Below are 26,026 nucleotides of genomic sequence, written 5' to 3'. Positions count from 1 at the left end.
AAAGCAGCAGTGTAAAGCCAGGACGCGTCCGCGTCCCGCGCCCCGGGCCGGACGCAGGCCGTGCCTGGGCCTAGAATGACGCCCTTCAAGCAGCAAAGCCCCCAAGGAGAAACCGTGCAGCACAAAGCAGTTCCCACGCGCAATATCGTGGCGGCAGTCATCGGCAACGCCCTCGAATGGTATGACTTCCTGGTGTTCGCGTTCATGACACCGATCATCTCGAAACTGTTCTTTCCGACCGATCCCAGCGTTCCCGGCAGCGAGCTGAACGCGATCCTGATGACCACGGCGATTTTCGGCGTCGGTTTCTTCATGCGCCCCGTGGGCGGCATCATCCTGGGCCTGTATGGCGACAAGAAGGGCCGCAAGGCGGCCATGGTGCTGGTCACGTCGCTGATGGCGGTGTCCATCGCCCTGATCACCGTGGCGCCGACGTATCACGCGGCCGGCATCCTGGCACCTATCTTCATCCTGATCGCGCGGCTGCTGCAGGGCTTCTCGGCCGGCGGCGAGTTCGGCACCTCGACCGCCCTGCTGATCGAGATGGCGCCCAATGGCAAGCGCGGCTTCTACGGCTCGTGGCAGATGGCCGGGCAGATGCTGGCGCTGCTGATCGGCGCAGCCTGCGGCACGCTGATCACCGAATTCTTCACGCAGGAGCAGATCGCGGCCTGGGCCTGGCGCCTGCCGTTCGCGTTTGGCCTGGTAATCGTGCCGATCGCCATCTATATCCGCCGCAACATCGACGAAACCGACGCCTTCAAGCAGATGAAGGAAGACGAGCGCCAGGCCGCCGCGCGCGGCGAGGTGCAGCGGCTGAGCCTGGCCGAGATGGTCCGCACCCACACCCGCGAGACGCTGATCGGCGTGGGCCTGGTGGTGACGGCGACGGTGTCCATCTACATCACCTTCACCTACCTGGTGACCTACTCGACCCAGATCCTGAAGCTGCCGCTGAACCAGACCTTCCTGGTGCAGATGGCGGGCGCGGCGCTGATGGTGCTGCTGACGCCGTTCATGGGCGCCTGGTCCGACCGTGCCGGCCGCCGCCCCATCGTGATCGGCTCGCTGATCGGCTACCTGGTGGTGTTGTACCCGCTGTACTACTGGCTGTCGGACGCGCCGTCGATCGGCCGCCTGCTGACCGTGCAGATCGTGGTGTGCTTCTTCGTGTCGGCCTTCTTCGGCGTGTTCAGCACCGTCATGGCGGAACTGTTCCCGGCGCGGGTGCGCTCGGTGGGCCTGTCGCTGGCCTATAACGTGGCGGTGATGATTTTCGGCGGCTTCGCCCAGTTCATCGTGACCTGGCTGATCAAGACCACCGGTTCGCCGATGGCGCCGGCCTACTACGTGATGTTCGGCGTGGCGCTGGGGCTGGTGGCGTCGTTCTTCATGCGCGAACGCGCTCACGAGAACCTGGACCACTGAACTTCGCCGGAATGCGCCCGGGCCGCGATGGCCCGGGCAGCCGCTTCCGCATTCTGTCCCGCGCGGCCTGCATCCGGGCTCCATCCCGGATGGCCTGCCTTGGGACCTCTTCCTCCAGGATGCCGCGCCGGGCTAGCGGCGCACCGCCGACGACACGCCCGGCACTTCTGCCAGCGCATCCAGCGCGCGCGCCAGCGATTCGCCGCCGCGCACTTCCACCGTGAACACCATATGGGCCAGCGACTGCCGGCTCTGGGTGTTCACGCCCACTACGTTCAAACGCAGGCGCGCGAACACTTCGGACAGGTCGCGCAGCAGGCCGGAGCGGTCGTGCGCGCGCACGCTGATGTCGACCGGGTAGAACGTGTCGGCCGGGGTCTCGCCCCAGGCCACCTCGATCACCCGCTCAGGTTCGCGCGCGGCCAGCGCCAGGTAGCTGTGGCAGTCGCAGCGGTGGATCGACACGCCGCGCCCGCGTGTCACGAAGCCGGCGATGGCATCGGGCGGCGCGGGCCGGCAGCAGCGCGCCAGCTGCGTCAGCAGCGAGCCCACGCCCACCACCAGCACCCCGCTCTTGCCGCTTTTCTCGGCGCTGCCGGCGCTGGCGTGGCGCAGGGCGGCCGGTTGCGGCTCGGCGGCGGGCGCCGGCTGCTGGAACACGGCGTCGATCTGGCGCAGGCTGAACTCTTCCTTGGCGGCGGCCACGTACAGGTCGTCGGCGCGGGCGAAACCGAGGTTCTGCGCCAGCTGTTCCAGGTTGACCGCGGTCTTGCCGAGCCGCTGCAGTTCCTTTTCGACCAGCGCCTGGCCTTGCGTGATGCGCTGCTGCAGTTCGATGGCGTTGAACCACATGCGCACCTTGGCGCGGGCCCGCGGGCTGGCCAGGAAACCGAGTTGCGGGTTGAGCCAGTCGCGCGACGGGCCGCCGGACTTGGCCGAGATGATCTCGACCGTCTGGCCGGTGGCCAGACGAGTCTGCAGAGGCACCATCTGGCCGTCGACCCGCGCCCCGCGGCAGCGGTGGCCCAGGTCGGTGTGCAGGTGATAGGCGAAGTCGACCGGCGTGGCGCCGGCCGGCAACTCGATCACGCGGGCCTGCGGCGTCAGCACGTAGATGCGTTCGTCCGTGGGCGCAGGCGTGACGGCGGCATGGCGGCTCTTGCCCGGGCCGGATTTGCCGGCCGGCCTGGCCGCATCCTGCTTGTCGGCGGCGGGCGCCTCGCCCGCCTCGACATCCGTATTCCAGGCCAGCAGTTGCCGCATCCAGGCCAGTTGCCGGTCGTATTCGCTGGAGGCGGCCACCTGCCCGCCCTTGGCGCCCGCTTCCTTGTAGCGCCAATGCGCGGCCATGCCGTACTCGGCGAACTGGTGCATCTCGCGGGTGCGTATCTGCACTTCGAACGGGCGGCCGTCATCGTCGGCCACCACCGTGTGCAGCGAACGGTAGCCGTTGGGTTTGGGCCGCGAGATGTAATCGTCGAATTCGTCGGACAGCGGCGTCCACATCTCGTGCACCATGCCCAGCGCCGTGTAGCAGGCGCGCACGTCGTCGACGATGATGCGCAGCGCGCGCAGGTCATACATCTGCGAGAAATCCAGGCGCTTGACCCGCATCTTGTTCCAGATGCTGTAGATGTGCTTGGGCCGGCCGCTGACCTCGGCTTCGATGCCATGTTTGGCCAGCGCCGTCTGCAGGCGCTCGATGGCGCCGGCGATGAAGGCCTCGCGCTCGACCCGCTTTTCCTCGAGCAGGCGGGCGATCTGCTTGTAGCGGTCGGGCTCCAGGAAGCGAAACGCCAGGTCTTCCATTTCCCACTTGATCTGCCAGATGCCCAGGCGGTTGGCCAGGGGCGCGTACAGGTCCAGGGTTTCACGGGCGAAGGCGATCGAACAGGGCGTCTTGCTTTCGGCGTGCCAGCGCAGGGTGCGCAGGCGCGAGGCCAGGCGCATCAGCACGATGCGCAGGTCGGCGGCCATGGCCAGCAGCATCTTGCGCTGCATTTCCTTCTGCGAGCCGGTTTCCGCCTCGGCGTCGCTGGCCTGGCGCGCCACCACGCCCAGCCGCAGCAGGGCGCGCGTGCCCTGCACCAGGCGGGCGACTTCGGCGCCGAAGGCGGCGGCGACCGGGTCGTTGCGCAGCGCCGGTGCCGGCGCGGTCAGGTCGGTCGGCAAGGCGGCCAGCAGGGCCGCGGCGCGCGTGGCGGCGTCGGTATGCAGGCCCGCCAGGATCCGCACCACGCCCGCGCCGTGCGAGGCCAGCGGCTCGCCCGTCAGGGCCTGCTGGCCCTCGAAACGGGGAACCGACCAAGCCACCGCCTGGTCGATAAGCGCAAGACCGTCGGCGTCGAGGCCCGCCCCCGCCTCCTGTCGCCAGGAAGCGTCGAAAGTCGAAGGCGCATCAGGTACGGGCGGGGCGGACATCGCGGGCGTATTGCGGTTACGGTAATCGAGGATTCCGACACTCTACACTAGGGCCTGTTCACACTGAAAACCCCGGCAACGACCGGGCACATATACAAGGAACCCAAGCTTATGTTGCGCTGGCTCAAGGGCCGGGGCGCGCGTGCCGCCGAGGTGGCGCAGATGCAGGCCCGGATCGCCCCCGAACTCTGGCGGCAGGTGCTGGACGCCCACCCTTTCCTGGCGGCGCTGGACGCCGACGAATCGGCGCAGTTGCTGGCGCGCTCGGCCTGGCTGCTGGCCAGCAAGACGATCAATGGCGCGCGGGGGCTGGAAGTGACCGACTTCATGCGGTTGTCGATCGCGGCCCAGGCCAGCCTGCCGATCCTGAACCTGACGCCCGCGCTGTACGAGGGCTGGGAGGAGATCATCGTGTACCCCGCGGGCTTTCGCATCCCGCGCAAGCAGATGGACGAGGACGGCGTGATGCACGAATACCTGGAAGACGCCGCCGGCGAGGCCTGGGACGGCGGCCCGCTGGTGCTGTCCTGGGAGGACACGCAGTTGTCCGAAGGCGGCTTCAACGTGGTGATCCACGAGTTCGCGCACAAGCTCGACCTGCAATCGGGCTTTGCCGACGGCATGCCGTCGCTGGCGGCGCACGGCGATATCAAGCCGCGCGAATGGCGCCGCATCCTGGATGACAGCCTGGACCGCTTCATCGCCGCGGTCGACGCGGTGGAGGCCGCCATTCCGCATGACGTCGATCCGGAAAGCGCCGAGGCCGACGCCTGGTACGGGCGCTTGCCACTCGACCCTTACGCCGCCACCGACGAAGCCGAGTTCTTCGCCGTCAGCTCCGAGCACTTCTTCGTCGATCCCCACCCGATGGCCGTGGCATTGCCGGAATGGTTCGCCCTGCTGCGGGCCTATTACCGCCAGGATCCCCTGGCGCGCTACGCATGAAACGGCTGCTGATCGTGTGGCATTCCCGCACCGGCGCGGCCCGCCAGATGGCCGAGGCCGCCGCCCGGGGAGCGGCCGCGGCGGCGGCGCTGCTGGAACAGCCGGACGATCTGGCGGTGACCCTGCGCCGCGCGGCGGACAGCGGCGTGGACGAGGTGCTGGCCAGCGATGGCCTGCTGTTCTGCGCGCCGGAGAACCTGGCCAGCCTGAGCGGTGAAATGAAGGAATTCTTTGACCGCTGTTATTACGGCGTGCTGGACCGCATCGCCGGCCGTCCCTACGCCTGCCTGGTCAGCGCCGGCAGCGACGGCGCCGGCGCGGCGCGCCAGGTGGAGCGCATCTGCACCGGCTGGCGCCTGCGGCCCGTGGCACCAGCCCTGATCGTCAACCTGGGCGCGCAGACGCCCGACCAGATCCTCGCCCCCAAGACGGTGGCGCCGGCCGAGCTGGCGCGCTGCGAGGAAGTGGGCGGCCTGCTCGCCGGCCTGCTGCTGACCGCGGGTTGACGCAGGCCCGGCGCCGACTGCCGGTCAACACGGGCCTGACGTGTCCTTCCCCCGCGGGGCCCGCGCTCCTTCCCCGTGGCCAGGGAGCGCCGCGACGCCACGCGGGGGACGACCAAAAAAAAGCCCTCCGGCATGCCGGAGGGCTTTTCATCAGGCGCGCGCCAATCAGGCGACGGCGGCGGTGACGACGATCTCGACCTTGAAGTCGGGGTTGGCCAGGCGGGCCTCGACGGTGGCGCGCGGGGGCGAGTTGCCGTCGGCGACCCAGGCGTCCCAGGCCTTGTTCATGCCGTCGAATTCCTTCATGTTGGCCACGTAGATCTGGGCCATCAGGATCTTGGTCTTGTCGGTGCCGGCTTCGGCCAGCAGGCGGTCGATGGTGGCGAGCACTTGCTCGGTCTGGCCGGTGATGTCCAGCGTGGAATCGTCCGGCACCTGGCCCGCCAGGTACGCGACGCCGTTGTAGACGGCCATGTCCGACAGGCGCTTGGCGACGTGGAAGCGCTTGATGCTGCTCATGAATATTCCCCTAATGACGAGTTGCGGGTTGAACAATGCGAAGAATGGCGAACTTTACCCTGCCCGGACCACGGCCCGCTAGGCGGGCGGCAGCTGGAACACCTGGCGCAGATAGGCCAGGTAGGCGGGATCGTCGCACATGGTCTTCTCGGGCGCGTCGGACACCTTGGCCACCGGCTGGCCGTTGCAGCGGACCATTTTCATGACGATCTGCAGCGGTTCGTGGCCCAGGTCGTTGGTCAGGTTGGTGCCGATGCCGAACGACACCTTGCAGCGCCCGGCGAACTGGCGCGCCAGTTCGATGGCGCGCGGGAAGGTCAAGGAATCCGAGAACACCAGGGTCTTGGCGCGCGGGTCGACGCGGTTCTTGCGGTAGTGCTCGAGCAGCCGCTCGCCCCAGACGAAGGGATCGCCCGAATCGTGGCGCGCGCCGTCGAACAGCTTGCAGAAATACATGTCGAAGTCGCGCAGGAAGGCGTCCATGCCATAGACGTCCGACAGCGCGATGCCGAGGTCGCCGCGGTATTCCTTGGCCCACACCTCCAGCGCGAACACCTGCGAATCGCGCAGCCGCGGGCCCAGCGCCTGGCAGGCCTGCAGGTATTCGTGGCCCATGGTGCCCAGCGGCAGTACCTCGTGCTGCTTGGCCAGCAGCACGTTGCTGGTGCCGGCGAAATGCGGACCCATCTGAGCCTTCATGGTCGAGACGATCTCTTCGTGCCAGACCTTGGAGAAGCGGCGCCGGGTGCCGTATTCGGCCACGCGGAAATCGGCCAGCGCCGGGTCGTCCAGCACCAGGTGCATCTTGGATTGCAGGCGTTTGCGGCCCTCGGCCCAATCCGGGTTCTTGCGCGTGTTGCGGAAGTAGACCTCGTTGACGATGGCCAGCACCGGGATCTCGAAGAGAATGGTGTGCAGCCAGGGGCCCTTGACCTCGATGCTGATTTCGCCCGGCCCCTCGCCTTCCTGGATGCTGATGCAGCGCTCGGGCAGGTGGAACAGTTCGAGAAAATCGACGAAGTCGCTTTTGATGAAACGCAAGCCGCCCAGATATTTAAGTTCGTCCTCGGTGAAGCGCAGCTGGCACAGCTGGTGCACTTCTTCGCGGATTTCATCCAGGTAGGGGCGCAAGTTGACCCCGGGAGTCCGGCATTTGTAACGGTACTCGACCTGGGCAGCGGGAAACTGATGCAGCACCACCTGCATCATGCTGAATTTGTACAGGTCGGTGTCGAGCAGCGAGGTGATTATCATGATTGCGCGTATCGTTTCGCGACACCATAGCATAGCGGGCCCGGCCCACCCCCCATTGCGCCACGATGTCAACAGGGTATTGGCGGCGTATCGGCGCCGCATTGGGTAAAATCCGGCCAACAAGACACATATGCCGCCAGCCCGGAGTTCCTGAGAATGACCCACGTAGTCACCGAAAACTGTATCAAGTGCAAATACACCGATTGCGTCGACGTATGCCCGGTGGACTGTTTTCGTGAGGGTCCGAACTTCCTGGTGATCGACCCCGACGAATGCATCGACTGTGCCGTGTGCATCCCCGAATGCCCGGCCAACGCCATCTACGCCGAGGAAGACGTGCCGCAGGACCAGCTCAACTTCATCGCCCTGAACGCCGAACTGTCGCCCGAATTCGCCAGTATCAGCCGCGCCAAGAAGCCGCTGCCCGACGCCGACGAATGGAACGGCAAGCAGGACAAGCTGCAATACCTGGAAAAATGATCCGCGAGCGCGCGGCCGCCAGCGGCCCGCGCCGTGCGATGTGCCGATGACCGACGATTCCAAATACACGCGCCAGACCGTCACCCACGTCCATACCTGGGTGCCCGACAAGCTGTTCTCGGTGCGCGTCACGCGCGACGACGCGTATGCCTTCCAGCCGGGCCAGTTCGCCCGGGTCGGCCTGCCAGGCGCCGAGGATCCCGAAGGTCCGCCCACCCTGTGGCGCGCCTACTCGATGGTCTCGGCGCCGCGCCAGCCCTGGCTCGAGTTCTATTCCATCGTGGTGCCCGAAGGCCTGTTCAGCCCGCGCATGGCGCGGCTGCGGCCGGGCGACGCCCTGTACGTCGAAAAGGCCCCCTACGGTTTCCTGACGCTGGAACGCTTCGCGCCCGGCGGCGACCTCTGGCTGCTGGCCTCCGGCACCGGGCTCTCGGCCTACCTGTCGATCCTGCGCGACCCGGCCGTCTGGCGCGCCTATCGCCGCATCATCCTGGTGCATGGCGTGCGCACCGCGGCGGAGCTGGCCTACCGCGAGGAAATCGAGGGTTGGCGCAATGATCCGTCCCTGGCCGAGCTGTTCTCGGCCGAACCGGGCAAGCTTACGTACCTGCCCATCGCCACCCGCGAGGCCCTGCCCGGCATGCCGCAGGCGCGCCTGACCACCCTGATCGCCGACGGCGGACTGGAGCGGCTGGCAGGCCTGCCGCTGGACCCGGAGCAAGCCAAGATCATGCTCTGCGGCAATCCGGACATGCTGGCCGATGCCCGCAAGCTGCTGGGGGAACGCGGTTTCAAGCCCGGCCGCCGTGGCATCCCCGGCAACCTGGCGGTGGAAAACTACTGGTAAGCCTCACCCACCCGGATACCGCCCCGGCCCGTCCGGCCTAGACCGAAAATCCGCCGTTTTACTTCCCCGCCAGCCGCTGATTACGCCCTAAACTGGTGCGCAAGGGATGACGGGTCGCATTTTTGCAACACAAACTCCGGTTTTCCGACGCTTTCGTCAGACGAATTGGAAATACCGTTACTCCCCGGCGCAATAATCGGGGCACACGCACGACCCAGAAGGACTTCCCCAAATGCTGTACCAATTGCACGAAATGCAGCGCGCCTTCCTGACTCCGTTCGCTGCATTCACGGATGCCGGTTCCCAGCTGTTCTCCAGCCCCTACAGCCCCCTCGCCTACACCCCGATCTCGCGCCAGATGGCCGCGGGGTACGAGCTGATGACGCGCATCGGCAAGGAATACCAGAAACCCGCGTGGAACCTGCCCGCCACGGAAATCAACGGCAAGTCGGTCCGGGTCACTGAATCGGTCGTGCTGGACAAGCCCTTCTGCCGCCTGGTGCACTTCCACCGCGATGTGCGGCAGGCGCCGCAGGACGATCCCAAGGTGCTGCTGGTGGCGCCGCTGTCGGGCCACCATGCCACGCTGCTGCGCGATACCGTGCGCGCCCTGCTGCCTGGGCACGACGTCTACGTCACCGACTGGATCGACGCCCGCATGGTGCCGCTGTCGGCCGGCCCGTTCCACCTGAACGACTACGTGCGCTACGTGCAGGACTTCATCCGCCACCTGGGGCCGGACGTGCATGTGATCTCGGTCTGCCAGCCCACCGTGCCGGTGCTGGCCGCCGTGTCGCTGATGGCCTCGGCCAACGATCCCTGCCAGCCGCGCAGCATGGTCATGATGGGCGGCCCGATCGATCCGCGCCAGTCGCCCACGCAAGTGAACCGCCTGGCCACCACCAAACCCTATTCGTGGTTCGAGAACCAGGTCATCCACCCGGTGCCGCCGCGTTACCCGGGGTCGGGCCGCAAGGTCTACCCGGGCTTCCTGCAGCATGCCGGCTTCATGGCGATGAATCCCGACCGCCACATGAAGTCGCACTACGACTTCTACCTGGACCTGCTGCGCGGCGACGACAGCGACGCCGAGGCCCACCGCCGTTTCTACGACGAATACAACGCGGTGCTGGACATGCCGGCCGAGTTCTACCTGGACACCATCCGCATGGTGTTCCAGGAGTTCGCGCTGCCCAACGGCACCTGGGAAGTCGACGGCCAGGCGGTGCGCCCGGCCGACATCAAGAAAGTGGCGCTGTTCACCATCGAAGGCGAGCTGGACGACATTTCCGGCCAGGGCCAGACGCGCGCGGCCATCAAGCTGTGCAAGAACATCCCGGCCGACCGCAAGATGCACTACACCGCCCCCAACTGCGGCCACTACGGGATTTTCTCGGGCCGCCGCTGGCGCGAAATGATCTGTCCTAAAATCGCGGAATTCATCCGGCAATCGGCCTGAGGCCTTTCACCGTCCGTCCACGGGGGCCCGCGCGGGCCCCTTTGCTTTTGCTCGTTGTCCGCCATGTCCAGTCGCTCCCTCGCCGATCGCATCGACGCCCTGCTGCCCCAGACGCAATGCACCAAGTGCGGCTACGACGGCTGCCTGCCGTATGCCGAGGCCATCGCCGCCGGGACCGCCCCGATCAACCGCTGCCCGCCGGGCGGCGACGAAGGCATCGCCGCGTTGGCGGCGCTGCTGGAAACCCCCGCCCTGCCGCTGGACCTGAGCCGCGGCGAACCCGGTCCGCTGCTGGTGGCACGCATCGACGAGGCGCATTGCATCGGCTGTACGCTATGCATCCAGGCCTGTCCGGTCGATGCCATCGTCGGCGCCAACAAGCACATGCATACCGTGCTGCCCGACTGGTGCACGGGTTGCGACCTGTGCGTGGCGCCCTGTCCGGTGGATTGCATCGAGATGGTCCCCGCCGGCCGCGCCTGGAGCGCCGCTGACGCCGCCGCCGGCCGCCAGCGCCACCGCCACCACCAGGCGCGCATGGAGCGGCTGGCGGCCGACAACGCCCGCCTGATGGCGCCCGAGCCCGCCACCACGCCGGCGCCCGCCGCCCCTTCCGATGACGCGCAAGGCGAAGACCGCAAGCGCGCCGCCATTGAATCCGCGCTGGCCCGTGCCCGCGCCCGCCGCAACGCCCCGCGCCCATGAACGCCGCCAAACGCCGAGAGATCTTCGCCCGCCTGCAAGCGGCCAACCCGCACCCGACCACCGAACTCGAATACGACACGCCCTTCCAGCTGTTGATCGCGGTGCTGTTGTCGGCGCAGGCCACCGACAAGTCGGTGAACATCGCCACCCGCAAGTTCTTCCCGAAGTACGGCACGCCGCAGGCGCTGCTGGCGCTGGGCGAGGAAGGCCTGGCCGACTACATCAAGACCATCGGCCTGTATCGCACCAAGGCCAAGAACGCCATTGCCACCTGCCGCATCCTGATCGAGCAACACGGCGGTGAAGTGCCGCGGACCCGCGAGGCGCTGGAAGCGCTGCCCGGCGTCGGCCGCAAGACGGCCAACGTGGTACTGAACACCGCCTTCGGCCAGCCCACCATGGCGGTCGACACGCATATCTTCCGGGTCTCGAACCGCACCGGCCTGGCGCCCGGCAAGAATGTGCTGGAAGTCGAGCTGAAGCTGGAGAAATTCGTGCCGCGCGAATATATGCAGGACGCGCACCACTGGTTGATTCTGCAAGGCCGTTATATATGCGTGGCTCGCAAACCGAAATGTCCGCAATGCGGCATTTCCGATCTCTGCGAATTCAAGGATAAAACCCCCGCTTGAAAAACGCGCCGCGTACGCGGCGATTGACGCGGCATGCTGCTTCGCGCATCGCCAAAACCGGGTTTTCCCCGATGCGCGCGACGATGACGGATTGATGACGATCAATGCGGTTTTGCTGCAACGCATTGCATGTCGGCATAGGGTTTTCGCCCAGCCTCCATGCGAATTGTCCGCTATCCGACAATTCACCTTTCCGCACCGCAAAACCTATGACAAACCCTCATGGAATTTTGATTCAGAGGTGCGCATACTCGCCGGCAACTCTTATAGAAAACCATGCCGTCCGCATGATTTTCCTTACCCTGCGGGGGCCCTGCGCATGACGCCGGGCAGGGTCCATATAAATACAACGCCGGTGCAGCGGACATGGACGACACGATCCTGGAGACAAAAGGCCTCACCAAGGAATTCCGCGGTTTCGTCGCGGTCAATGGGGTCGATTTGCGTATCAAGCGAGGCGAGATTCATGCCTTGATCGGGCCGAACGGCGCGGGCAAGACGACATGCTTCAACCTGCTGACCAAGTTTCTCTCTCCCACCTCGGGAACCATCAAGTTCAACGGCATCGACATCACCGGTGAGCGTCCGGCGCAGATCGCGCGGCGCGGCGTGATCCGCTCGTTCCAGATTTCGGCGGTGTTTCCGCACCTGACCGTGCTGGAGAACGTGCGCATCGGCCTGCAACGCAAGACCGGGCTGTCGTTCCATTTCTGGCAAAGCACCAAGCGCCTGGCCGCCCTGGACGAACCGGCGCGCGCCCTGCTCGAACAGGTCGACCTGGGCGCCTTCGCCAACGAGACCACCGTGAACCTGCCATATGGCCGCAAACGCGCGCTGGAGATCGCCACCACGCTGGCGATGGAACCCGAGCTGATGCTGCTGGACGAGCCCACGCAAGGCATGGGCCACGAGGACGTGGACCGCGTCACGCAGCTGATCAAGCGCGTCAGCGCCGGCCGCACCATCCTGATGGTGGAGCACAACATGAACGTGGTGTCCTCCATTGCCAACACCATCACCGTGCTGGCGCGCGGCGCCGTGCTGGCCGAGGGCAACTACGCCGAAGTGTCCCGCCATCCCGCCGTGATGCAGGCCTACATGGGCACCACCGACGGCGAACTCCAAGGAGCGCACGCATGAGCACCCCGGCACTGGAAATCTCGGGCCTGCAGGCCTGGTACGGGGAATCGCATATCCTGCATGGCGTGGATATGCGCGTGGGGCAAGGCGAGGTCGTCACGCTGCTGGGCCGCAACGGCGCCGGCCGCACCACCACGCTGCGCGCCATCCTCGGCCTGACCGGCTCGCGCAAGGGTTCGGTGCGCATCCATGGCACCGAAGCCATCGACCTGCCGACCTACAAGATCGCCCACCTGGGCGTGGGCTATTGCCCCGAGGAACGCGGCATCTTCGCCAGCCTGTCGTGCGAAGAGAATCTGCTGCTGCCCCCCGTGGTCGGCTCGCTCGGCGGCGGCATGTCGCTGGCCGAAATCTACGACATGTTCCCCAACCTGCAGGAACGCCGGCATTCGCCCGGCACGCGCCTGTCGGGCGGTGAACAACAGATGCTGGCGGTGGCACGCATCCTGCGCACCGGCGCCAATCTGCTGCTGCTGGACGAAATCTCCGAAGGCCTGGCGCCCGTCATCGTGCAGGCCCTGGCCCGCATGATCACCGCGCTCAAGCAGCGTGGCTACACCATCGTCATGGTGGAACAGAATTTCCGCTTCGCGGCGCCGCTGGCCGATCGCTTCTACGTCATGGAGCACGGCCAGATCGTCGAACATTTCGAAGCCGCAGAACTTTCAGAAAAACAGGACACGCTCAACGAATTGTTGGGCGTTTGAAAAACCTGTCATCCGCCGGGTTCCCGGCATCCCATATACCAAAGGGAAGAGGAGTCATCCCATGAAGCTGCACACCATCACTGCTGCACTGGCCATGGCGGGCCTGGGATTCGCCGGGGCAGCCGCCCAGGCCCAAGGCATCTCCGACGATGTCATCCGCATCGGCTTCATCACCGACATGTCCGGCGTGTATTCCGACATCGACGGCAAGGCGGGCCTGGAAGCGGTCCGCATGGCGATCGAGGATTTCGGCGGCAACGTCAACGGCAAGAAGATCGAAGTGCTGTCCGCCGATCACCAGAACAAGGCAGACGTGGCCTCGGCCCGCGCGCGCGAATGGTTCGATCAGCAGAAGGTCGATGTCATCATCGCCGGCACCAACTCGGCCACCAGCCTGGCCATGGCGGCCGTGGCGGCTGAAAAGAAGAAGCCCTTCATCGCCATTGGCGCGGGCGCTTCCGACCTGACCAACGCCCAGTGCTCGCCGTACACCGTGCACTACGCCTACGACACCGTGGCGCTGGCGCGCGGCACCGGTTCGGCGGTGGTGAAGGATGGCGGCAAGAGCTGGTTCTTCCTGACCGCCGACTACGCCTTCGGCCACGCCCTCGAACGCGACACCATGGCCGTGGTCAAGGCCGCCGGCGGCGAGATCAAGGGCCAGGTGCGCGCTCCGCTGGGCGCTTCCGACTTCTCGTCGTTCCTGCTGCAGGCACAGTCTTCCAAGGCGCAGATCCTGGGCCTCGCCAATGCCGGCGGCGACACCATCAACTCGATCAAGGCCGCCAACGAATTCGGCGTCACCAAGACCATGAAGATGGCCGGCCTGCTGGTGTTCATCAACGACATCCACTCGCTCGGCCTGGAAGCCACCAAGGGCATGTACCTGACCGACGGCTGGTACTGGGATCAATCCGACGCCTCGCGCGCCTGGTCCAAGAAATTCGAAGCCAAGGTGGGCCGCAAGCCGTCCATGCTGCAGGCTGGCGACTATTCATCGGTCACGTTCTACCTGAACGGCGTGAAGGCCACCGGCACCGACGATGCCGACACCCTCATGAAGTGGATGAAGTCGAACAAGATCAACGACTTCTTCACCCAGGGCGGCTATGTGCGCGAAGACGGCCGCATGATCCACGACATGTACCTGATGCAGGTGAAGACGCCGGCCGAATCCAAGGGTCCGTGGGACTACTACAAGGTCGTGGCCACGCTGCCGGGCGACGAGGTCTACACCAAGCTGTCCGAATCGACCTGCAAGCTGGTCAAGAAGTAATTCCCGTCGATGCGACCCATTGATGCGACCTGGCCCGCGCGGCCGGGTCGCGTCCTGAATTTGTCCGCTTCCCTTCGTACGCGCAGGATTTTCACAAGATGACTGATATTTTCGGCATCCCCATACAGGCCTTGTTCGGCCAGTTGCTGCTGGGACTGGTCAACGGTTCGTTCTATGCCATGCTGTCGCTCGGCCTGGCGGTTATCTTCGGACTGCTGAACGTCATCAACTTCGCGCACGGCGCGCTCTACATGCTGGGCGCCTTCCTGGCCTGGATGGGGCTGTCGTACCTGGGGTTGAACTACTGGGTCATGCTGATCCTGGCGCCGCTGGTGGTCGGGTTGTTCGGCATCATCATCGAAAAACTGTTGCTCAGGCACCTCTACAAGCTTGACCACCTGTACGGCCTGCTGCTGACCTTCGGCCTGACGCTGCTCATCGAGGGCCTGTTCCGCAGCTTCTACGGGGTGTCGGGCCAGCCCTATCCGACGCCCGACGCCCTGCGCGGCGCGACCAACCTGGGCTTCATGGTGCTGCCGAACTACCGAGGCTGGGTGGTGGCGGCATCCGTGGTGGTGTGCCTGGCGACCTGGTTCGTGATCGAGCGCACCCGCCTCGGCGCCCTGCTGCGCGCCGGCACCGAAAACCCGCGACTGGTGGAAGCCTTCGGCGTCAACGTGCCGCGCATGATCACGCTGACCTACGGCTTCGGCGTGGCGCTGGCGGGCTTTGCCGGCGTGCTGGCGGCGCCGGTGCTGCAGATCTCGCCGCTGATGGGGTCCAACCTCATCATCGTGGTGTTCGCGGTGGTCGTGATCGGCGGCATGGGGTCCATCATGGGCGCCATCGTCACCGGCCTGGGCCTGGGCGTGATCGAGGGCCTGACCAAGGTGTTCTGGCCTGAAGCGTCCAGCACGGTCGTCTTCATCATCATGGCCATTGTCCTGTTGCTCCGCCCGGCCGGGCTGTTCGGAAAAGAGAAATGAATCGTCAATTCCTGGGCTATGCGGTCCTGGCCGTCGTGGTGGCCATTCTTCCCTTCGTCGGGGTGTATCCGATCTTCGCCATGAAGATCATGTGCTATGCCCTCTTCGCCTGCGCCTTCAACCTGCTGCTGGGCTTCACCGGCTTGCTGTCGTTCGGCCACGCCGCCTTCCTCGGCAGCGCCGCCTACGCCACCGGCCACGCGCTCAAGGTGTGGGGCGTGCCGACCGAGATCGGATTGCTGTTCGGCGTCGCGGTGGCCGCGCTGCTGGGCCTGGCGATGGGCGCGCTGGCGATCCGCCGCAGCGGCATCTACTTCGCCATGATCACGCTGGCGCTGGCGCAGATGGTGTTCTTCTTCTTCCTGCAGGCCAAGTTCACCGGCGGCGAAGACGGCCTGCAGAGCGTGCCGCGCGGCACGCTGCTGGGCATCATCGACCTGTCGAAAGACCTGAACCTGTACTACCTGGTGATGGGCGTGTTCATCATCGGCTACTTCATCATCTGGCGCACGGTGCATTCGCCGTTCGGCCAGGTGCTGCAGGCACTGCGCGAGAACGAACCGCGCGCGGTCTCGCTGGGCTACGACGTCGACCGTTTCAAGCTGCTGGCCTTCGTGCTGTCGGCCGCCATCGCCGGCCTGGCCGGCGCCACCAAGACGCTGGTGTTCGTGTCGGCCACGCTGTCCGACGCGACCTGGCAGATGTCGGGCCTGGTGATCCTGATGACGCTGATCGGCGGGCTCGGCACGCTGACCGGACCGATTCTCGGCGCCTTCATCGTGGTGCTGCTGGAAAACAAGGTGGGGGACTTCGGCCAGATGATGGCCAGCCTGACCGGCGTCGACTGGTTCCTGCGCCTGGGCGAGTCGGTCACCATCGTGATCGGCCTGATCTTCGTGATCTGCGTGCTGGCCTTCCGTCGCGGCATCGTCGGCGAGATCGGCGCGCTGATCGAGAAGCGGCGCGCCGCGCGCGCCTGATCCGCGCGGCCGCCGGCCGCATCGCCTGCCTGACCCTCGGGGCCGCTGAACGCGGCCCCGATTGCATGGGACCTTTACAATGACCGGCACGCAATCAGAAAGGTGCTCCATCATGCGCATGAAGCCTTTGCTCGCCGGCGCCCTGGCGCTGTCCGCCGCCCTGCTGGCGCCCGCCGCGGTCCACGCCGCCAAGCCGGTCTGCGAGGTCGACCGCCCGGTCCGTTTCAGCGGCCTGAACTGGGAATCCAACCTGGTGCTGGCCGGCATCGAGCGCTACGTGATGGAGCACGGCTACGGCTGCAAGACCAGCGTCGAGATCGGCGAGACGCTGCCCATGCTGGCCGCCCTGCAGCGCGGCGACGTCGACGTCACGCCGGAGGTGTGGCCGGGGCAGATCGAGGTGGCCTGGAAGAAGGCGCTGGCCAGCGGCCGCGTGCAGGGCCTGGGGCATGTCTACGACGCCGGCGAAGGCTGGTACGTGCCGCGTTACACCGTGCAGCGCCATCCCGACTTGAAATCGGCGGCGGACCTGGCGCGCTTCAAGCAGGTCTTCGCCGATCCGGAAGACCCGGGCCGCGGCCGCATCTACGGCTGCCCCGCCGGCTGGGCCTGCGGCACGCTGAACGACAACCTGTTGCGCGCGCTCGGTCTGGACCGCGACTACAGCCTGTTCGCGCCCGGTTCCGGCGCGGCGCAGAAGGCCGCCATCCTGTCGGCCTACAAGCGCAAGCGCGACATCGTCTTCTACTACTGGACGCCCACCGCGCTGGTCGGCGCGCTAGACCTGGTCAAGCTGGAACTGCCGGCCTTTGACCAGACCGCGTATACCTGCCTGACCGATCCCAAGTGCGCCAAGCCGGTGGCCACCGAGTTCAAGCCCAACCCCGTGGTGACGGGCGTGAACAGCGCTTTTGCCAAGGAGGCGCCGCAGCTGGCCGCGTTCCTGGCCAAGCTGACCATTCCCAGCGACGCCATCGACGCCACGCTCGGCTGGCTGGAGAACGAAGGCAAGGAACCCGAGGAGGCCGCGCGCTACTTCCTCAAGCAGTACGGCCCGGTCTGGCGGCAATGGATGCCGGCCGATGCGGCCGAACGCGTGCAGGCGGCGCTGGACAAGGAGTGAGACGGTCCGCGCCTCATGTATCCTGACGTTTCGGCGCCATTGTCGCGCCACCCGATACCCGCGAAGGAAACCACCATGGATGCCCTGTTCTGGCACAACGGTCACTGGACCCCTGAAAACCCCAAACTGCTCGGCCCCGCCGACCACGCCTTCTGGATGGCCAGCATGGTCTTCGACGGCGCGCGCGCGTTCCGCGGCCTGACGCCCGACCTGGACCTGCATTGCCAGCGCGTGGTGCGCTCGGCCGAAAAGATGCTGATGAAGCCGCAGATCACCTGGCAGGAAATCCAGGCGCTGTGCCTGCAGGCGGTGGCCAAATTCCCCGAGGGCAGCGAGCTCTACATCAAGCCGATGTTCTTCTGCGCCGACGGCTTCCTGCTGCCCGACGCCGACAAGACCCAGTTCGTGCTGCACGTGTTCAAGGTGCCGATGCCGGGCGACCAGGGCTTTGCCGCCTGCTTCTCCAGCTTCGCGCGTTCCTGGCCCAACATGGCGCCGACCGACGCCAAGGCCTCCTGCCTGTACCCCAACGGCCAGCGCGCCATCCGCGAGGCGATGGACAAGGGCTTCGACAACGCCATCATGCTGGACGGCGCCGGCAACGTCGCCGAGTTCGCCTCCAGCAATCTGTGGATCGCCAAGGACGGCGTGGTTTCGACCCCGGTGGACAACGGCACCTTCCTGAACGGCATCACGCGCCGGCGCGTGCTGGCGCTGCTCAAGGCCGACGGCGTCGAGGTGCAGGAACGCAGCCTGACGCGCGCCGACATCGAGGCCGCCGACGAAGTGTTCTCGTCCGGCAACTACGGCAAGGTGGTTCACGTGAACCGCGTCGAAGACCGCAAGCTGGAATACGGCCCGCTGGCGCGCCGCGCCCACAAGCTGTACATGGACTACGCCGAAAGCACGCGCAAGCAATAACCCCTCCGGCCGCGGCGCGGCGGAGCACGCCGCCCATTTCGGGCGGCGCCGCATGACAAGGAAGATCCCGCATGCAAACCCGACGCGAGTTCCTGCGCGGCGGCGCCGCGATCGCCGGCGTCGGCAGCGCCCTGGCGCTGCTGCCGGCCTCCATCCGCCGCGCGCTGGCGATTCCCGCCAACCGCCGCAAGGGCACGATCGAAGACGTCGAGCACATCGTCATCTTCATGCAGGAAAACCGGTCGTTCGACCACTACTTCGGCGGCCTCGCCGGGGTGCGCGGCTTCGGCGACCGCTTTCCGATCCCGGTGCCCGCCAGTCCCGACTTCGAACGCCGCACGGTCTGGGCGCAGTACAACGGCCGCCCCGACGAGGGCGCGCCGCGCAGCGTGCTGCCATTCCGGCTCGACACCGGCGCGGCCTACGAGGCCATGCGCGTGGCCAGCACGCCGCACACCTGGTCCAACGCCCAGGACGCCTGGGACGCCGGCCGCATGGGCCAATGGCCGGCCGCCAAGAAGAACCATTCGATGGCGTACTACACCGAAGCGGACATGCCGTTCCAGTACGCCATGGCGCGCGCCTTCACCGTGTGCGACGCCTATCACTGTTCGTTCACCGGCGGCACCAACACCAACCGCCTGTTCGTCTGGAGCGGCACCAACGACGGCCTGGGCCGCGGCCACGGCCCGGCGCTGGGCAACACCTACAACAAGCTGGGCGGCGGCGATCCCGCCGGCGCCTACACCTGGACCACTTATCCCGAGCGGCTGGAACGTGCCGGCATCCGCTGGCGCATCTACCAGGACATGGCGGACAACTACTCGCTCAACCCGACCGCGGGCTTCAAGGCCTACCGCGACGCCTACCACGGCGTGCCGGGCTCGCTGGCCGCGCTCAAGGACAAGGCGTTGACCACCCGCGGCCTGGACCAGCTGCGCCAGGACGTGCTGGATGGCACGCTGCCGCAGGTGTCGTGGATCTGCGCTACCAAAGCCGGCTCCGAGCACCCCAGCCCTTCCAGCCCGGCGCAGGGCGCGGAGTACACGGCAAAGGTGCTGGACGCGCTGACCGCCAATCCCGAGGTCTGGAGCAAGACCGTCCTGTTGCTGATGTTCGACGAGAACGACGGCTTCTTCGACCACATGCCGCCGCCGGCGCCCCCCTCGCGCGGCCCTGACGGCAGGCTGGCGGGCGCGTCCACCGTGGACACCGCCGGCGAATACCACGAGATCGTCACCGGCGCCGAAAAGGACGATACGGTCGCCCACCTGCACGGCGTCTATGGCCTGGGGCCGCGCGTGCCGATGTACGTGCTGTCGCCCTGGACCAAGGGCGGCTGGGTCAACTCGGAGGTGTTCGACCACACCTCGGTGTTGCGCTTCGTCGAGCGCCGCTTCGGCGTCGCCGAACCCAACATCTCGCCGTGGCGCCGCGCGGTCTGCGGCGACCTGACCTCGATCTTCGATTTCGCCACGCCCGATGAGGCCGACCTGACCCGTGGCCTGCCGGCCACCGCCACGCGCGCGGCCCAGGCCGCCGCGCTGCCTGGCACCGTCACCCCGCCCGCGCCCGAACGGCCCGCCCTGGCGCGGCAGGCGGCCGGCACCCGCCCATCGCGCGCGCTGCCCTATGCGCTGTCGGTGCAGGCCAGCGCCGGCAAGGAAAGCATCGCGCTGCGCATGGACAACAGCGGCGCCGCCGGCGCCGTGCTGCATGTGTACGACCGCCTGCGCCTGGAGGACGGCCCGCGCCGCTACACCCTCGAGGCAGGCAAGCATCTGGAAGCCAGCTGGCCGGTGACGGGCAACGACGGCCGCTACGATCTTTGGCTGCTCGGCCCCAATGGCTTCCATCGTCATGTCGCGGGCCGGCTGCACGCGGACGCCGAGCCGCTATCGGTCGAGGCCATCTGCGATGCCGCCGGGCCGACGTTGCGCCTGAAACTGCACAACCCGGGCGCATTGCCGCGCGGCTTCCAGGTCGAAGCCAACGCCTACGGCTACGCCGGCCACCTCGAACCGGCGCTCGCACCCGGCGTCGGCGCCACCCTGGCCTGGGACCTGGCCGCCAGCGGCGGCTGGTACGACTTCAGCGTGCGCGCCGACGACGCGCCCGGCTTCCTGCGCCGCCTGGCAGGACGCATCGAAACCGGCGCTCCCTCCACCTCCGACCCCGCGATGGGCCAGGAACTGATTCTGCATTGGACGCTGCCGGCATGAAACCGCCCGCCCCTTACGAGAACGCCGTGACCTTCCAGTTCGGCGATTCGCCCGAGCTGGCCGATGAACTGCTGGCATTGGTGTTGTCGGGCGCCAAGACCGCGACCTGCGGCGCGCTGCGCGACTTCGACGAGAAGGAACCGGTGCCCGAGCCGGGCCGACGCGACGTGGTGCTGGATGGCCGCGGCCGCCCGGCCTGCGCCATCGAGACGATCAGCATCGTCATCCAGCGCTTCGACGAAGTGGACGAAGCCTTCGCCGTGGCCGAGGGCGAAGGCCCCTACGACGCCTGGCGATCCGGACACATCGATTACTTCGACCGCAATGGCGGCTACGCGCCAGACATGCTGCTGGTGTGCGAGCGCTTCCGGGTGGTCGAGGTGTTCAAGCGCGAGGCGGACTGACACGTCCGCCTCGCGGCGGGGATCAGGCCTCGGCCTGCTCCGCGCCCTTGCCCAGGCCGAGATAGCTCTCGATCACCTTGGGATCGCCGGCCAGCTCGCGCGCCGGACCGTGCAGGATGACTTCGCCGGTCTCGAGCACGTAGCCGTAGTCGGCCACCTGCAGCGCCGCGCGCGCATTCTGTTCCACCAGCAGGATCGCCACGCCGGTCTCGCGCAGGCGCGCGATGATGTGGAAGATCTCGCGCACGATGCGCGGCGCCAGGCCCAGGCTGGGCTCGTCCAGCATCAGCAGCGCCGGCTTGGCCATCAGCGCGCGGCCGACCGCCAGCATCTGGCGCTCGCCGCCCGAGAGCGTGCCGGCCTGCTGGGCGCGGCGTTCGCGCAGGCGCGGGAACAGGTCGAAGACTTCGTTGAGCGTGTCGCGCCAGCCGCTTTCGCGGGCGCGGTAGCGGCGGAAACCGCCCAGCAGCAGGTTGTCTTCGACCGACATGCTGCCGAACAGCTCGCGCCGCTCGGGCACCAGCGACATGCCGGCGGCGACGCGGCGCTCGACCGGCCAGCTCGACACATCGGTGCCCGCGTATTGCACGGAGCCGGCCGCGTGGCCGGTCTGCGGCAGCGATCCCATCATGGCGTTCAGCATGGTCGACTTGCCGGCGCCGTTGGCGCCGATCACGGTGACGATGCTGCCGGCCGGAACCGTCAGCGTGGCGCCGGCCAGCGCGCCGACCTTGCCGTAGCGGGCCGACAGGTTGCTGACTTCAAGAACGGGTTTGGACGTCGTCATTGCACGCCTCCCGCGGACACCGGCTTGGCCTGGTCGGCTTCGGGCAGGTCGTCGTCGATGCCGCCCAGGTAGGCTTCCAGCACCGCCGGGTTCTGTTGCACCTCGGCCGGCACGCCTTCGGCCAGCTTGGTGCCGAAATCCATCACCACCAGGTGGTTGGTCAGGCGCATCACAAAATCCATGTCGTGTTCCACCAGCAGAATGCTCATGCCCTCGGCGCGCAGCTGTTCCAGCACGCGCGCCAGGTCCTGCTTTTCCTTGTAGCGCAGGCCGGCGGCCGGCTCGTCCAGCAACAGCAGCACCGGATCGCTGGCCAGGGCCCGCGCGATTTCCAGGATGCGTTGCTGGCCCAGCGCCAGGTTGCCCGCTTGTTCGTACAGGTATTCGCCAAGGCCGACGCGCTTGATCTGCTCGGCGGCCTCGTGCAGCAGTTGCGCCTCGCGTGCGCGGTCGGTGTGCAGGGCGCCCGCCCACACGCCCACGTCGGAGCGCAGGTGCGCGCCCAGCGCGACGTTTTCCAGCACCGTCATGCCCGGCAGCAACTGCACGTGCTGGAAGGTGCGGCCCACGCCCAGCTTGGCGATCTCGCGCGCCGAACGGCTATCGATGCGCTCGCCCATGAAGGTGACTTTGCCGCGCGTCACCGGCAGCACGCCGCTGATCAGGTTGAAGGTGGTGCTCTTGCCGGCGCCGTTGGGGCCGATCAGGCCCATGATCTCGCCGGAGCGGACCTTGAAGCTGATGTCGTTGACGGCGACCAGGCCGCCGAATTCCTTGCGGATGGCATCCACTTCCAGCACCACCTGCCCGGCTTGCGGCCGCGCGCGCAGCGGCAGCGCCGGCGCCGGCTTGGGCGGGGCCAGGTTGCGGCGCGAGCCATCGGCGCCGGTGAGGCTGCCCCACCAGCCCGCCAGGATCGGCCAGAGGCCGTTGCGGGCGTATTGCAGCATCAGGATCAGCAGCACGCCGAAGACGATCATCTCGAAGTTGGCGTTGGTGTCCAGCAGCTTGGGCAGCAGGTTCTGCAGCTGGTCCTTCAGCACCAGGATGACGCTGGAGCCGAGCAGCGCGCCCCAGACGTAGCCGGCGCCGCCGACCACGGCCATGAACAGGTACTCGATGCCGTAGTTGATGCCGAACGGGCTGGGGCTGACGGCGCGCTGCATGTGCGCGTAGAGCCAGCCCGAGACGCAGGCCAGCAGCGCGGCCCAGACGAAGATCACGACCTTGTAGGCGGCCGTGTTCACGCCCATCGACTCGGCCATGCCGGCGCCGCTCTTGAGCGCGCGGATGGCACGGCCCGGACGCGAGTTCAGCAGGTTGCGGGTCGCCCACAGCGCCAGCAGCACGAACACCCAGATCAGGTAGTAGATGTGACGGCCGCTGGCCAGCGACATGCCGAAGATGCTGATGGGCTCGATGCCGGCGATGCCGTCATGCTTGCCCAGCCAGTCCAGGTTGCCGAACAGGAAGTACAGCGACAGGCCCCAGGCGATGGTGCCCAGCGGCAGGTAGTGGCCCGACAGGCGCAGCGTGATCGCGCCCAGCAGGTACGCCACCACGGCGGTCAGGATCAGGCCGGCGGGCAGCGCCAGCCACGGCGACACATCGTATTGCGTGGTCAGGTAGGCGGTGGTGTACGCGCCCAGGCCGACGAACGCGGCCTGGCCGAACGAGGTCAGGCCGCCGACGCCGGTCAGCAGCACCAGCCCCAGCACCACCAGGCTGGCCAGCCCGATGTAGTTCAATTGCGTCACCCAGAACTCGGGCGTGACAGGCAAGAGCGGCAGCCCCGCCAGGACGACGATGAAGACGGCAAGCAGAATGCGGTTCATGGCGTTTACTCCTCTTCGTCCACGTGATGGGTGCTGAACGAACGCCAGACCAGAACCGGGATAATCAAGGTGAAGACGATCACTTCCTTGTAGGCGCTGGCCCAGAAGGACGAGAACGATTCCAGCACGCCCACCAGCAGCGAGCCGGCGGCCGCCACGGGGTAGCTGGCCAAACCGCCGATGATGGCGCCGACAAAGCCCTTCAGGCCGATCAGGAAGCCCGTGTCGTAGTAGACCGTGGTGATGGGCGCGATCAGCATGCCGGACATGGCGCCGATGGCGGTGGCCAGCGTGAAGGTCAGGCTGCCCGACATGGTGGTGCTGATGCCCACCAGGCGCGCGCCGCGGCGGTTGACGGCGGTGGCGCGCAGCGCGCGGCCGTACAGCGTCTTGCCGAAGAACAGCCACAGCGCGATGATCAGCAGCGCGCAGGTCGCGACCACGAACAGGCTCTGCGCCGACCAGGTGGTGAAGCCCAGGTCGACCTGGCCGCTCACGAACGCGGGCGTGCGCCAGCCTTCGGCGCCGAAGAACACCAGGGCCAGGCCGGTCAGCGCGAAGTGCACCGCCACCGACACGATCAGCAGCACCAGCACGGTGGCCTCGGCCAGCGGCTGGTAGACGATGCGATAGACCATCGGGCCCATCGGGATCACCAGCAGCAGCGTCAGCAGCATGTTGAGCCACAGCGAATTGCCGGCGGCGGTATAGGTGGTCGTCAGCCACAGCAGCGCGAGCGGCACGACGAGACAGGTCAACACGGCCTTGGGCAGGCCAGCCGCGCTGCGGGTCCGCAGCGCGCGCAGCAGCTCGAGCGCCAGGCACACCACGCCCAGCAGCGGCAGGAGATAGGCGGTGCCGGGCACCTTGCCGTCCACCAGCATCGCGAGCGTCAGGGCGCCGAACGCCACGAACTCGCCCTGGGGAATGAAAATGACGCGCGTAACGGCGAACACCAGCACCAGCGCCATGCCCAGCAGGGCATAGATGGCGCCGTTGACGATACCGTCTTGCAGCAGAATCAGCGCAATTGAGGAATCCATCTAACAACCTTATTGATTCTTGGTGTTCCGACCCCGCCCGGAACACTGATACGACACACCGGCCGGAGAGGCCGGTGCGAAGCATGGGGCGCCCGCAAGGGGCGCCCTTGGATCGGGCAATCCAGGGAGATTACAGGCCGGGCTGGTAGACCCACTTGCCGCCTTCGACCTTGACGATGACGCGCGAGCGCTCGTCGAAGCCGGCGTGGTCCGTCGGCGACATGTTGAACACGCCTTGCGAGGCGGCCAGGTCCTTGACGTTTTCCAGGGCGTCGCGCATGGCGGCGCGGAACTCCGGCGTGCCCGGCTTGGCGCCGGTCTTCAGGGCCGCGGGCAAGGCCGCCACCACCAGTTGGCCGGCATCCCACATGTGGCCGCCGAAGGTGTTGGTCGAACCGGCGCCGTTGGCCTTCTCGTAGGTCTCGACGTAGGCCAGGGCCGACTTCTTGACCGGGTTGCTGTCGGGCAGCTGGGCCGCGACCAGCAGCGGGCCGGCCGGCAGGTACATGCCGTCGCAGTCCTTGCCGCAGACGCGCAGCACGTCGTTGTTGGCGGCGCCGTGGGTCTGGTAGATGGTGCCGCCGTAGTTGCGGGCCTTCAGCTCCTTTTGCGGCAGCGCGGACGGAGTGCCGGCGCCGGCGATCAGGATGGCGTCGGGCTTGGCGCCGATCAGCTTGAGCACCTGGCCCGTGACGCTGGTGTCGGTGCGGCTGTATTTCTCGATGGAGACGATCTCGATGCCCTTGGCCTTGGCGGCCTTCTGCATCACGTCCAGCCAGCCGTCGCCGTAGGCGTCGGCAAAGCCGATGAAGCCCAGCGTCTTGACCTTGGACTTGGCCATGGCATCGGCCAGCGCGCCGGCCATCAGGGCATCGTTCTGCGGGGTCTTGAAGACCCAGCGGCGCTTGTCGTCCACGGGTTCGACGATCTTGGCGCTGGCGGCCACGCTGATCATCGGCACCTTGGCTTCGGCGGCCACGTCCACCATGGCCAGCGAGCCCGGCGTGACCGACGTGCCGATCAGCACGTCGACCTTGTCGTCGGAGGCCAGCTTGCGCGAGTTCTTGACGGCTTGGGTCGTGTCGGTGGCGTCGTCCAGGACGATCCACTCGATCTTCTGGCCGGCCACTTCCTTGGGCAGCAGCGCGACCGTGTTGCGCTCGGGAATGCCCAGCGACGCGGCAGGGCCGGTGCTGGACACCGTGACGCCCACCTTGACCTGGGCGCTGGCCAGCAGCGGCAGGGTCAGGGCAACGGCGGCGGCGGCCGCGGACAAGCCGAAGTGCTTGCGCATGTTTTGTCTCCTGTGGTGGCTCTTTTGTGCCCCGGACGAGGCGGAAGCGAGCCTAGTTAAAGTTATACAGAAAAAAATATTATAGGGTTAAAACAGTATCAGATGACTTCGC

The 26,026-nt window shown here is 67.0% G+C and carries 24 protein-coding genes; 17 read left to right on the top strand and 7 right to left on the bottom strand.

All coding sequences use genetic code 11. From position 1 onward, the window contains the following. The first annotated feature begins 114 nt into the window (after nt 1-114). On the top strand, nt 115-1,428 hold the full coding sequence (locus tag AruCF_RS04045; RefSeq protein WP_080977337.1) for an MFS transporter: 1,314 nt from the start codon (nt 115-117) through the stop codon (nt 1,426-1,428). Nucleotides 1,429-1,560: 132 nt separating this feature from the next. Here the strand turns inward: AruCF_RS04045 and AruCF_RS04040 are convergent, their stop codons facing one another. After that, the gene (locus AruCF_RS04040) at nt 1,561-3,849 is read right to left on the bottom strand and encodes a RelA/SpoT family protein (protein ID WP_049072133.1); all 2,289 of its coding nucleotides are present in this window, start codon (nt 3,847-3,849) and stop codon (nt 1,561-1,563) included. A 111-nt stretch (nt 3,850-3,960) separates the two neighbouring features. On the opposite strand from AruCF_RS04040, the gene AruCF_RS04035 reads away from it, so the two are divergent. Both AruCF_RS04035 and AruCF_RS04030 read left to right on the top strand, forming a co-directional pair. Further along, the gene (locus AruCF_RS04035) at nt 3,961-4,794 is read left to right on the top strand and encodes a M90 family metallopeptidase (RefSeq protein WP_049072131.1); all 834 of its coding nucleotides are present in this window, start codon (nt 3,961-3,963) and stop codon (nt 4,792-4,794) included. Next, a complete protein-coding gene (locus AruCF_RS04030) occupies nt 4,791-5,300 on the top strand; it encodes a flavodoxin family protein (RefSeq protein ID WP_049072129.1) in 510 nt (169 codons plus the stop codon). The genes AruCF_RS04035 and AruCF_RS04030 overlap by 4 nt, the downstream gene beginning before the upstream one ends. A 165-nt stretch (nt 5,301-5,465) precedes the next feature. Here the strand turns inward: AruCF_RS04030 and AruCF_RS04025 are convergent, their stop codons facing one another. Together AruCF_RS04025 and pncB are read right to left on the bottom strand one after the other, a co-directional pair. Beyond that, a complete protein-coding gene (locus AruCF_RS04025) occupies nt 5,466-5,819 on the bottom strand; it encodes a RidA family protein (RefSeq protein WP_006389266.1) in 354 nt (117 codons plus the stop codon). 78 nt (nt 5,820-5,897) lie between these two features. Beyond that, nucleotides 5,898-7,073 carry a nicotinate phosphoribosyltransferase gene (pncB, locus tag AruCF_RS04020; protein ID WP_049072128.1) on the bottom strand — a complete coding sequence of 392 codons (1,176 nt, stop codon included), beginning with the start codon at nt 7,071-7,073 and terminating at the stop codon, nt 5,898-5,900. 156 nt (nt 7,074-7,229) lie between these two features. On the opposite strand from pncB, the gene fdxA reads away from it, so the two are divergent. From fdxA to AruCF_RS03950, 14 genes are all read left to right on the top strand, one after another. After that, complete coding sequence (gene fdxA / locus AruCF_RS04015; RefSeq protein WP_006389264.1) at nt 7,230-7,553, top strand: ferredoxin FdxA; 324 nt, start codon at nt 7,230-7,232, stop codon at nt 7,551-7,553. A gap of 46 nt (nt 7,554-7,599) precedes the next feature. Next, entirely contained in the window at nt 7,600-8,400 is an 801-nt protein-coding gene (locus AruCF_RS04010; RefSeq protein WP_049072126.1) for a ferredoxin--NADP reductase, read from the top strand. Between the two features lie 232 nt (nt 8,401-8,632). Further along, nucleotides 8,633-9,859, top strand: coding sequence for a polyhydroxyalkanoate depolymerase (locus AruCF_RS04005; protein WP_049072123.1), 1,227 nt, complete (start codon nt 8,633-8,635; stop codon nt 9,857-9,859). A 63-nt stretch (nt 9,860-9,922) separates the two neighbouring features. Beyond that, on the top strand, nt 9,923-10,564 hold the full coding sequence (gene rsxB, locus AruCF_RS04000; protein ID WP_049077530.1) for an electron transport complex subunit RsxB: 642 nt from the start codon (nt 9,923-9,925) through the stop codon (nt 10,562-10,564). Next, nucleotides 10,561-11,196 carry an endonuclease III gene (gene nth, locus AruCF_RS03995; RefSeq protein WP_049072120.1) on the top strand — a complete coding sequence of 212 codons (636 nt, stop codon included), beginning with the start codon at nt 10,561-10,563 and terminating at the stop codon, nt 11,194-11,196. The genes rsxB and nth overlap by 4 nt, the downstream gene beginning before the upstream one ends. Nucleotides 11,197-11,562: 366 nt before the next feature. Beyond that, nucleotides 11,563-12,336, top strand: a complete 774-nt coding sequence (locus AruCF_RS03990; protein ID WP_049072117.1) for an ABC transporter ATP-binding protein — start codon at nt 11,563-11,565, stop codon at nt 12,334-12,336. Then, nucleotides 12,333-13,043: an ABC transporter ATP-binding protein gene (locus AruCF_RS03985; protein WP_006389258.1), complete on the top strand. Its 711-nt coding sequence runs from the start codon at nt 12,333-12,335 to the stop codon at nt 13,041-13,043. Before AruCF_RS03990 ends, AruCF_RS03985 begins: the two co-directional genes overlap by 4 nt. A gap of 61 nt (nt 13,044-13,104) precedes the next feature. Further along, a complete protein-coding gene (locus AruCF_RS03980) occupies nt 13,105-14,319 on the top strand; it encodes an ABC transporter substrate-binding protein (protein ID WP_049072114.1) in 1,215 nt (404 codons plus the stop codon). Between the two features lie 98 nt (nt 14,320-14,417). Then, a complete protein-coding gene (locus AruCF_RS03975; protein ID WP_049072112.1) occupies nt 14,418-15,305 on the top strand; it encodes a branched-chain amino acid ABC transporter permease in 888 nt (295 codons plus the stop codon). Further along, complete coding sequence (locus tag AruCF_RS03970) at nt 15,302-16,285, top strand: branched-chain amino acid ABC transporter permease (protein ID WP_049072110.1); 984 nt, start codon at nt 15,302-15,304, stop codon at nt 16,283-16,285. Before AruCF_RS03975 ends, AruCF_RS03970 begins: the two co-directional genes overlap by 4 nt. 112 nt (nt 16,286-16,397) lie before the next feature. After that, complete coding sequence (locus tag AruCF_RS03965) at nt 16,398-17,408, top strand: ABC transporter substrate-binding protein (RefSeq protein ID WP_049072107.1); 1,011 nt, start codon at nt 16,398-16,400, stop codon at nt 17,406-17,408. Nucleotides 17,409-17,483: 75 nt separating this feature from the next. After that, nucleotides 17,484-18,329 carry a branched-chain amino acid aminotransferase gene (locus tag AruCF_RS03960; RefSeq protein WP_049072102.1) on the top strand — a complete coding sequence of 282 codons (846 nt, stop codon included), beginning with the start codon at nt 17,484-17,486 and terminating at the stop codon, nt 18,327-18,329. 71 nt (nt 18,330-18,400) lie between these two features. Next, on the top strand, nt 18,401-20,551 hold the full coding sequence (locus AruCF_RS03955; protein WP_049072100.1) for a phosphocholine-specific phospholipase C: 2,151 nt from the start codon (nt 18,401-18,403) through the stop codon (nt 20,549-20,551). Beyond that, nucleotides 20,548-20,955, top strand: coding sequence for an ASCH domain-containing protein (locus AruCF_RS03950; protein ID WP_049072097.1), 408 nt, complete (start codon nt 20,548-20,550; stop codon nt 20,953-20,955). The genes AruCF_RS03955 and AruCF_RS03950 overlap by 4 nt, the downstream gene beginning before the upstream one ends. Before the next feature lie 22 nt (nt 20,956-20,977). Here the strand turns inward: AruCF_RS03950 and AruCF_RS03945 are convergent, their stop codons facing one another. The 4 genes from AruCF_RS03945 to AruCF_RS03930 all read right to left on the bottom strand — a co-directional run bounded on the left by AruCF_RS03945 (nt 20,978) and on the right by AruCF_RS03930 (nt 25,914). Further along, nucleotides 20,978-21,742 (bottom strand): ABC transporter ATP-binding protein, encoded by a 765-nt coding sequence (locus AruCF_RS03945; RefSeq protein WP_006389249.1) that lies wholly within the window; start codon nt 21,740-21,742, stop codon nt 20,978-20,980. Then, the gene (locus AruCF_RS03940) at nt 21,739-23,577 is read right to left on the bottom strand and encodes a branched-chain amino acid ABC transporter ATP-binding protein/permease (RefSeq protein ID WP_006389248.1); all 1,839 of its coding nucleotides are present in this window, start codon (nt 23,575-23,577) and stop codon (nt 21,739-21,741) included. Before AruCF_RS03940 ends, AruCF_RS03945 begins: the two co-directional genes overlap by 4 nt. Before the next feature lie 5 nt (nt 23,578-23,582). Further along, nucleotides 23,583-24,620, bottom strand: a complete 1,038-nt coding sequence (locus tag AruCF_RS03935; protein ID WP_026382592.1) for a branched-chain amino acid ABC transporter permease — start codon at nt 24,618-24,620, stop codon at nt 23,583-23,585. Nucleotides 24,621-24,750: 130 nt separating this feature from the next. Then, the gene (locus AruCF_RS03930; RefSeq protein ID WP_049072095.1) at nt 24,751-25,914 is read right to left on the bottom strand and encodes an ABC transporter substrate-binding protein; all 1,164 of its coding nucleotides are present in this window, start codon (nt 25,912-25,914) and stop codon (nt 24,751-24,753) included. Between the last annotated feature and the right edge of the window lie 112 nt (nt 25,915-26,026).

The organism is Achromobacter ruhlandii, assembly GCF_002082135.1.
Classification (GTDB): domain Bacteria; phylum Pseudomonadota; class Gammaproteobacteria; order Burkholderiales; family Burkholderiaceae_B; genus Achromobacter; species Achromobacter ruhlandii.
This window is presented reverse-complemented; position numbering and strand designations above follow the sequence as displayed.

Bases quoted from the DNA above. Each gene is read 5' to 3' on its own strand.
- AruCF_RS04035 (WP_049072131.1), top strand. From the start codon at position 3,961: ATGTTGCGCTGGCTCAAGGGCCGGGGCGCGCGTGCCGCCGAGGTGGCG.
- AruCF_RS03935 (WP_026382592.1), bottom strand. From the start codon at position 24,620: ATGGATTCCTCAATTGCGCTGATTCTGCTGCAAGACGGTATCGTCAAC.
- AruCF_RS03955 (WP_049072100.1), top strand. From the start codon at position 18,401: ATGCAAACCCGACGCGAGTTCCTGCGCGGCGGCGCCGCGATCGCCGGC.
- AruCF_RS03960 (WP_049072102.1), top strand. From the start codon at position 17,484: ATGGATGCCCTGTTCTGGCACAACGGTCACTGGACCCCTGAAAACCCC.
- AruCF_RS03975 (WP_049072112.1), top strand. From the start codon at position 14,418: ATGACTGATATTTTCGGCATCCCCATACAGGCCTTGTTCGGCCAGTTG.
- AruCF_RS03950 (WP_049072097.1), top strand. From the start codon at position 20,548: ATGAAACCGCCCGCCCCTTACGAGAACGCCGTGACCTTCCAGTTCGGC.
- AruCF_RS03985 (WP_006389258.1), top strand. From the start codon at position 12,333: ATGAGCACCCCGGCACTGGAAATCTCGGGCCTGCAGGCCTGGTACGGG.
- AruCF_RS03970 (WP_049072110.1), top strand. From the start codon at position 15,302: ATGAATCGTCAATTCCTGGGCTATGCGGTCCTGGCCGTCGTGGTGGCC.
- fdxA (WP_006389264.1), top strand. From the start codon at position 7,230: ATGACCCACGTAGTCACCGAAAACTGTATCAAGTGCAAATACACCGAT.
- AruCF_RS04030 (WP_049072129.1), top strand. From the start codon at position 4,791: ATGAAACGGCTGCTGATCGTGTGGCATTCCCGCACCGGCGCGGCCCGC.
- pncB (WP_049072128.1), bottom strand. From the start codon at position 7,073: ATGATAATCACCTCGCTGCTCGACACCGACCTGTACAAATTCAGCATG.
- AruCF_RS03990 (WP_049072117.1), top strand. From the start codon at position 11,563: ATGGACGACACGATCCTGGAGACAAAAGGCCTCACCAAGGAATTCCGC.
- AruCF_RS03940 (WP_006389248.1), bottom strand. From the start codon at position 23,577: ATGAACCGCATTCTGCTTGCCGTCTTCATCGTCGTCCTGGCGGGGCTG.
- AruCF_RS03930 (WP_049072095.1), bottom strand. From the start codon at position 25,914: ATGCGCAAGCACTTCGGCTTGTCCGCGGCCGCCGCCGCCGTTGCCCTG.
- rsxB (WP_049077530.1), top strand. From the start codon at position 9,923: ATGTCCAGTCGCTCCCTCGCCGATCGCATCGACGCCCTGCTGCCCCAG.
- AruCF_RS03965 (WP_049072107.1), top strand. From the start codon at position 16,398: ATGCGCATGAAGCCTTTGCTCGCCGGCGCCCTGGCGCTGTCCGCCGCC.
- AruCF_RS04040 (WP_049072133.1), bottom strand. From the start codon at position 3,849: ATGTCCGCCCCGCCCGTACCTGATGCGCCTTCGACTTTCGACGCTTCC.
- AruCF_RS04005 (WP_049072123.1), top strand. From the start codon at position 8,633: ATGCTGTACCAATTGCACGAAATGCAGCGCGCCTTCCTGACTCCGTTC.
- nth (WP_049072120.1), top strand. From the start codon at position 10,561: ATGAACGCCGCCAAACGCCGAGAGATCTTCGCCCGCCTGCAAGCGGCC.
- AruCF_RS03980 (WP_049072114.1), top strand. From the start codon at position 13,105: ATGAAGCTGCACACCATCACTGCTGCACTGGCCATGGCGGGCCTGGGA.
- AruCF_RS04025 (WP_006389266.1), bottom strand. From the start codon at position 5,819: ATGAGCAGCATCAAGCGCTTCCACGTCGCCAAGCGCCTGTCGGACATG.
- AruCF_RS03945 (WP_006389249.1), bottom strand. From the start codon at position 21,742: ATGACGACGTCCAAACCCGTTCTTGAAGTCAGCAACCTGTCGGCCCGC.
- AruCF_RS04010 (WP_049072126.1), top strand. From the start codon at position 7,600: ATGACCGACGATTCCAAATACACGCGCCAGACCGTCACCCACGTCCAT.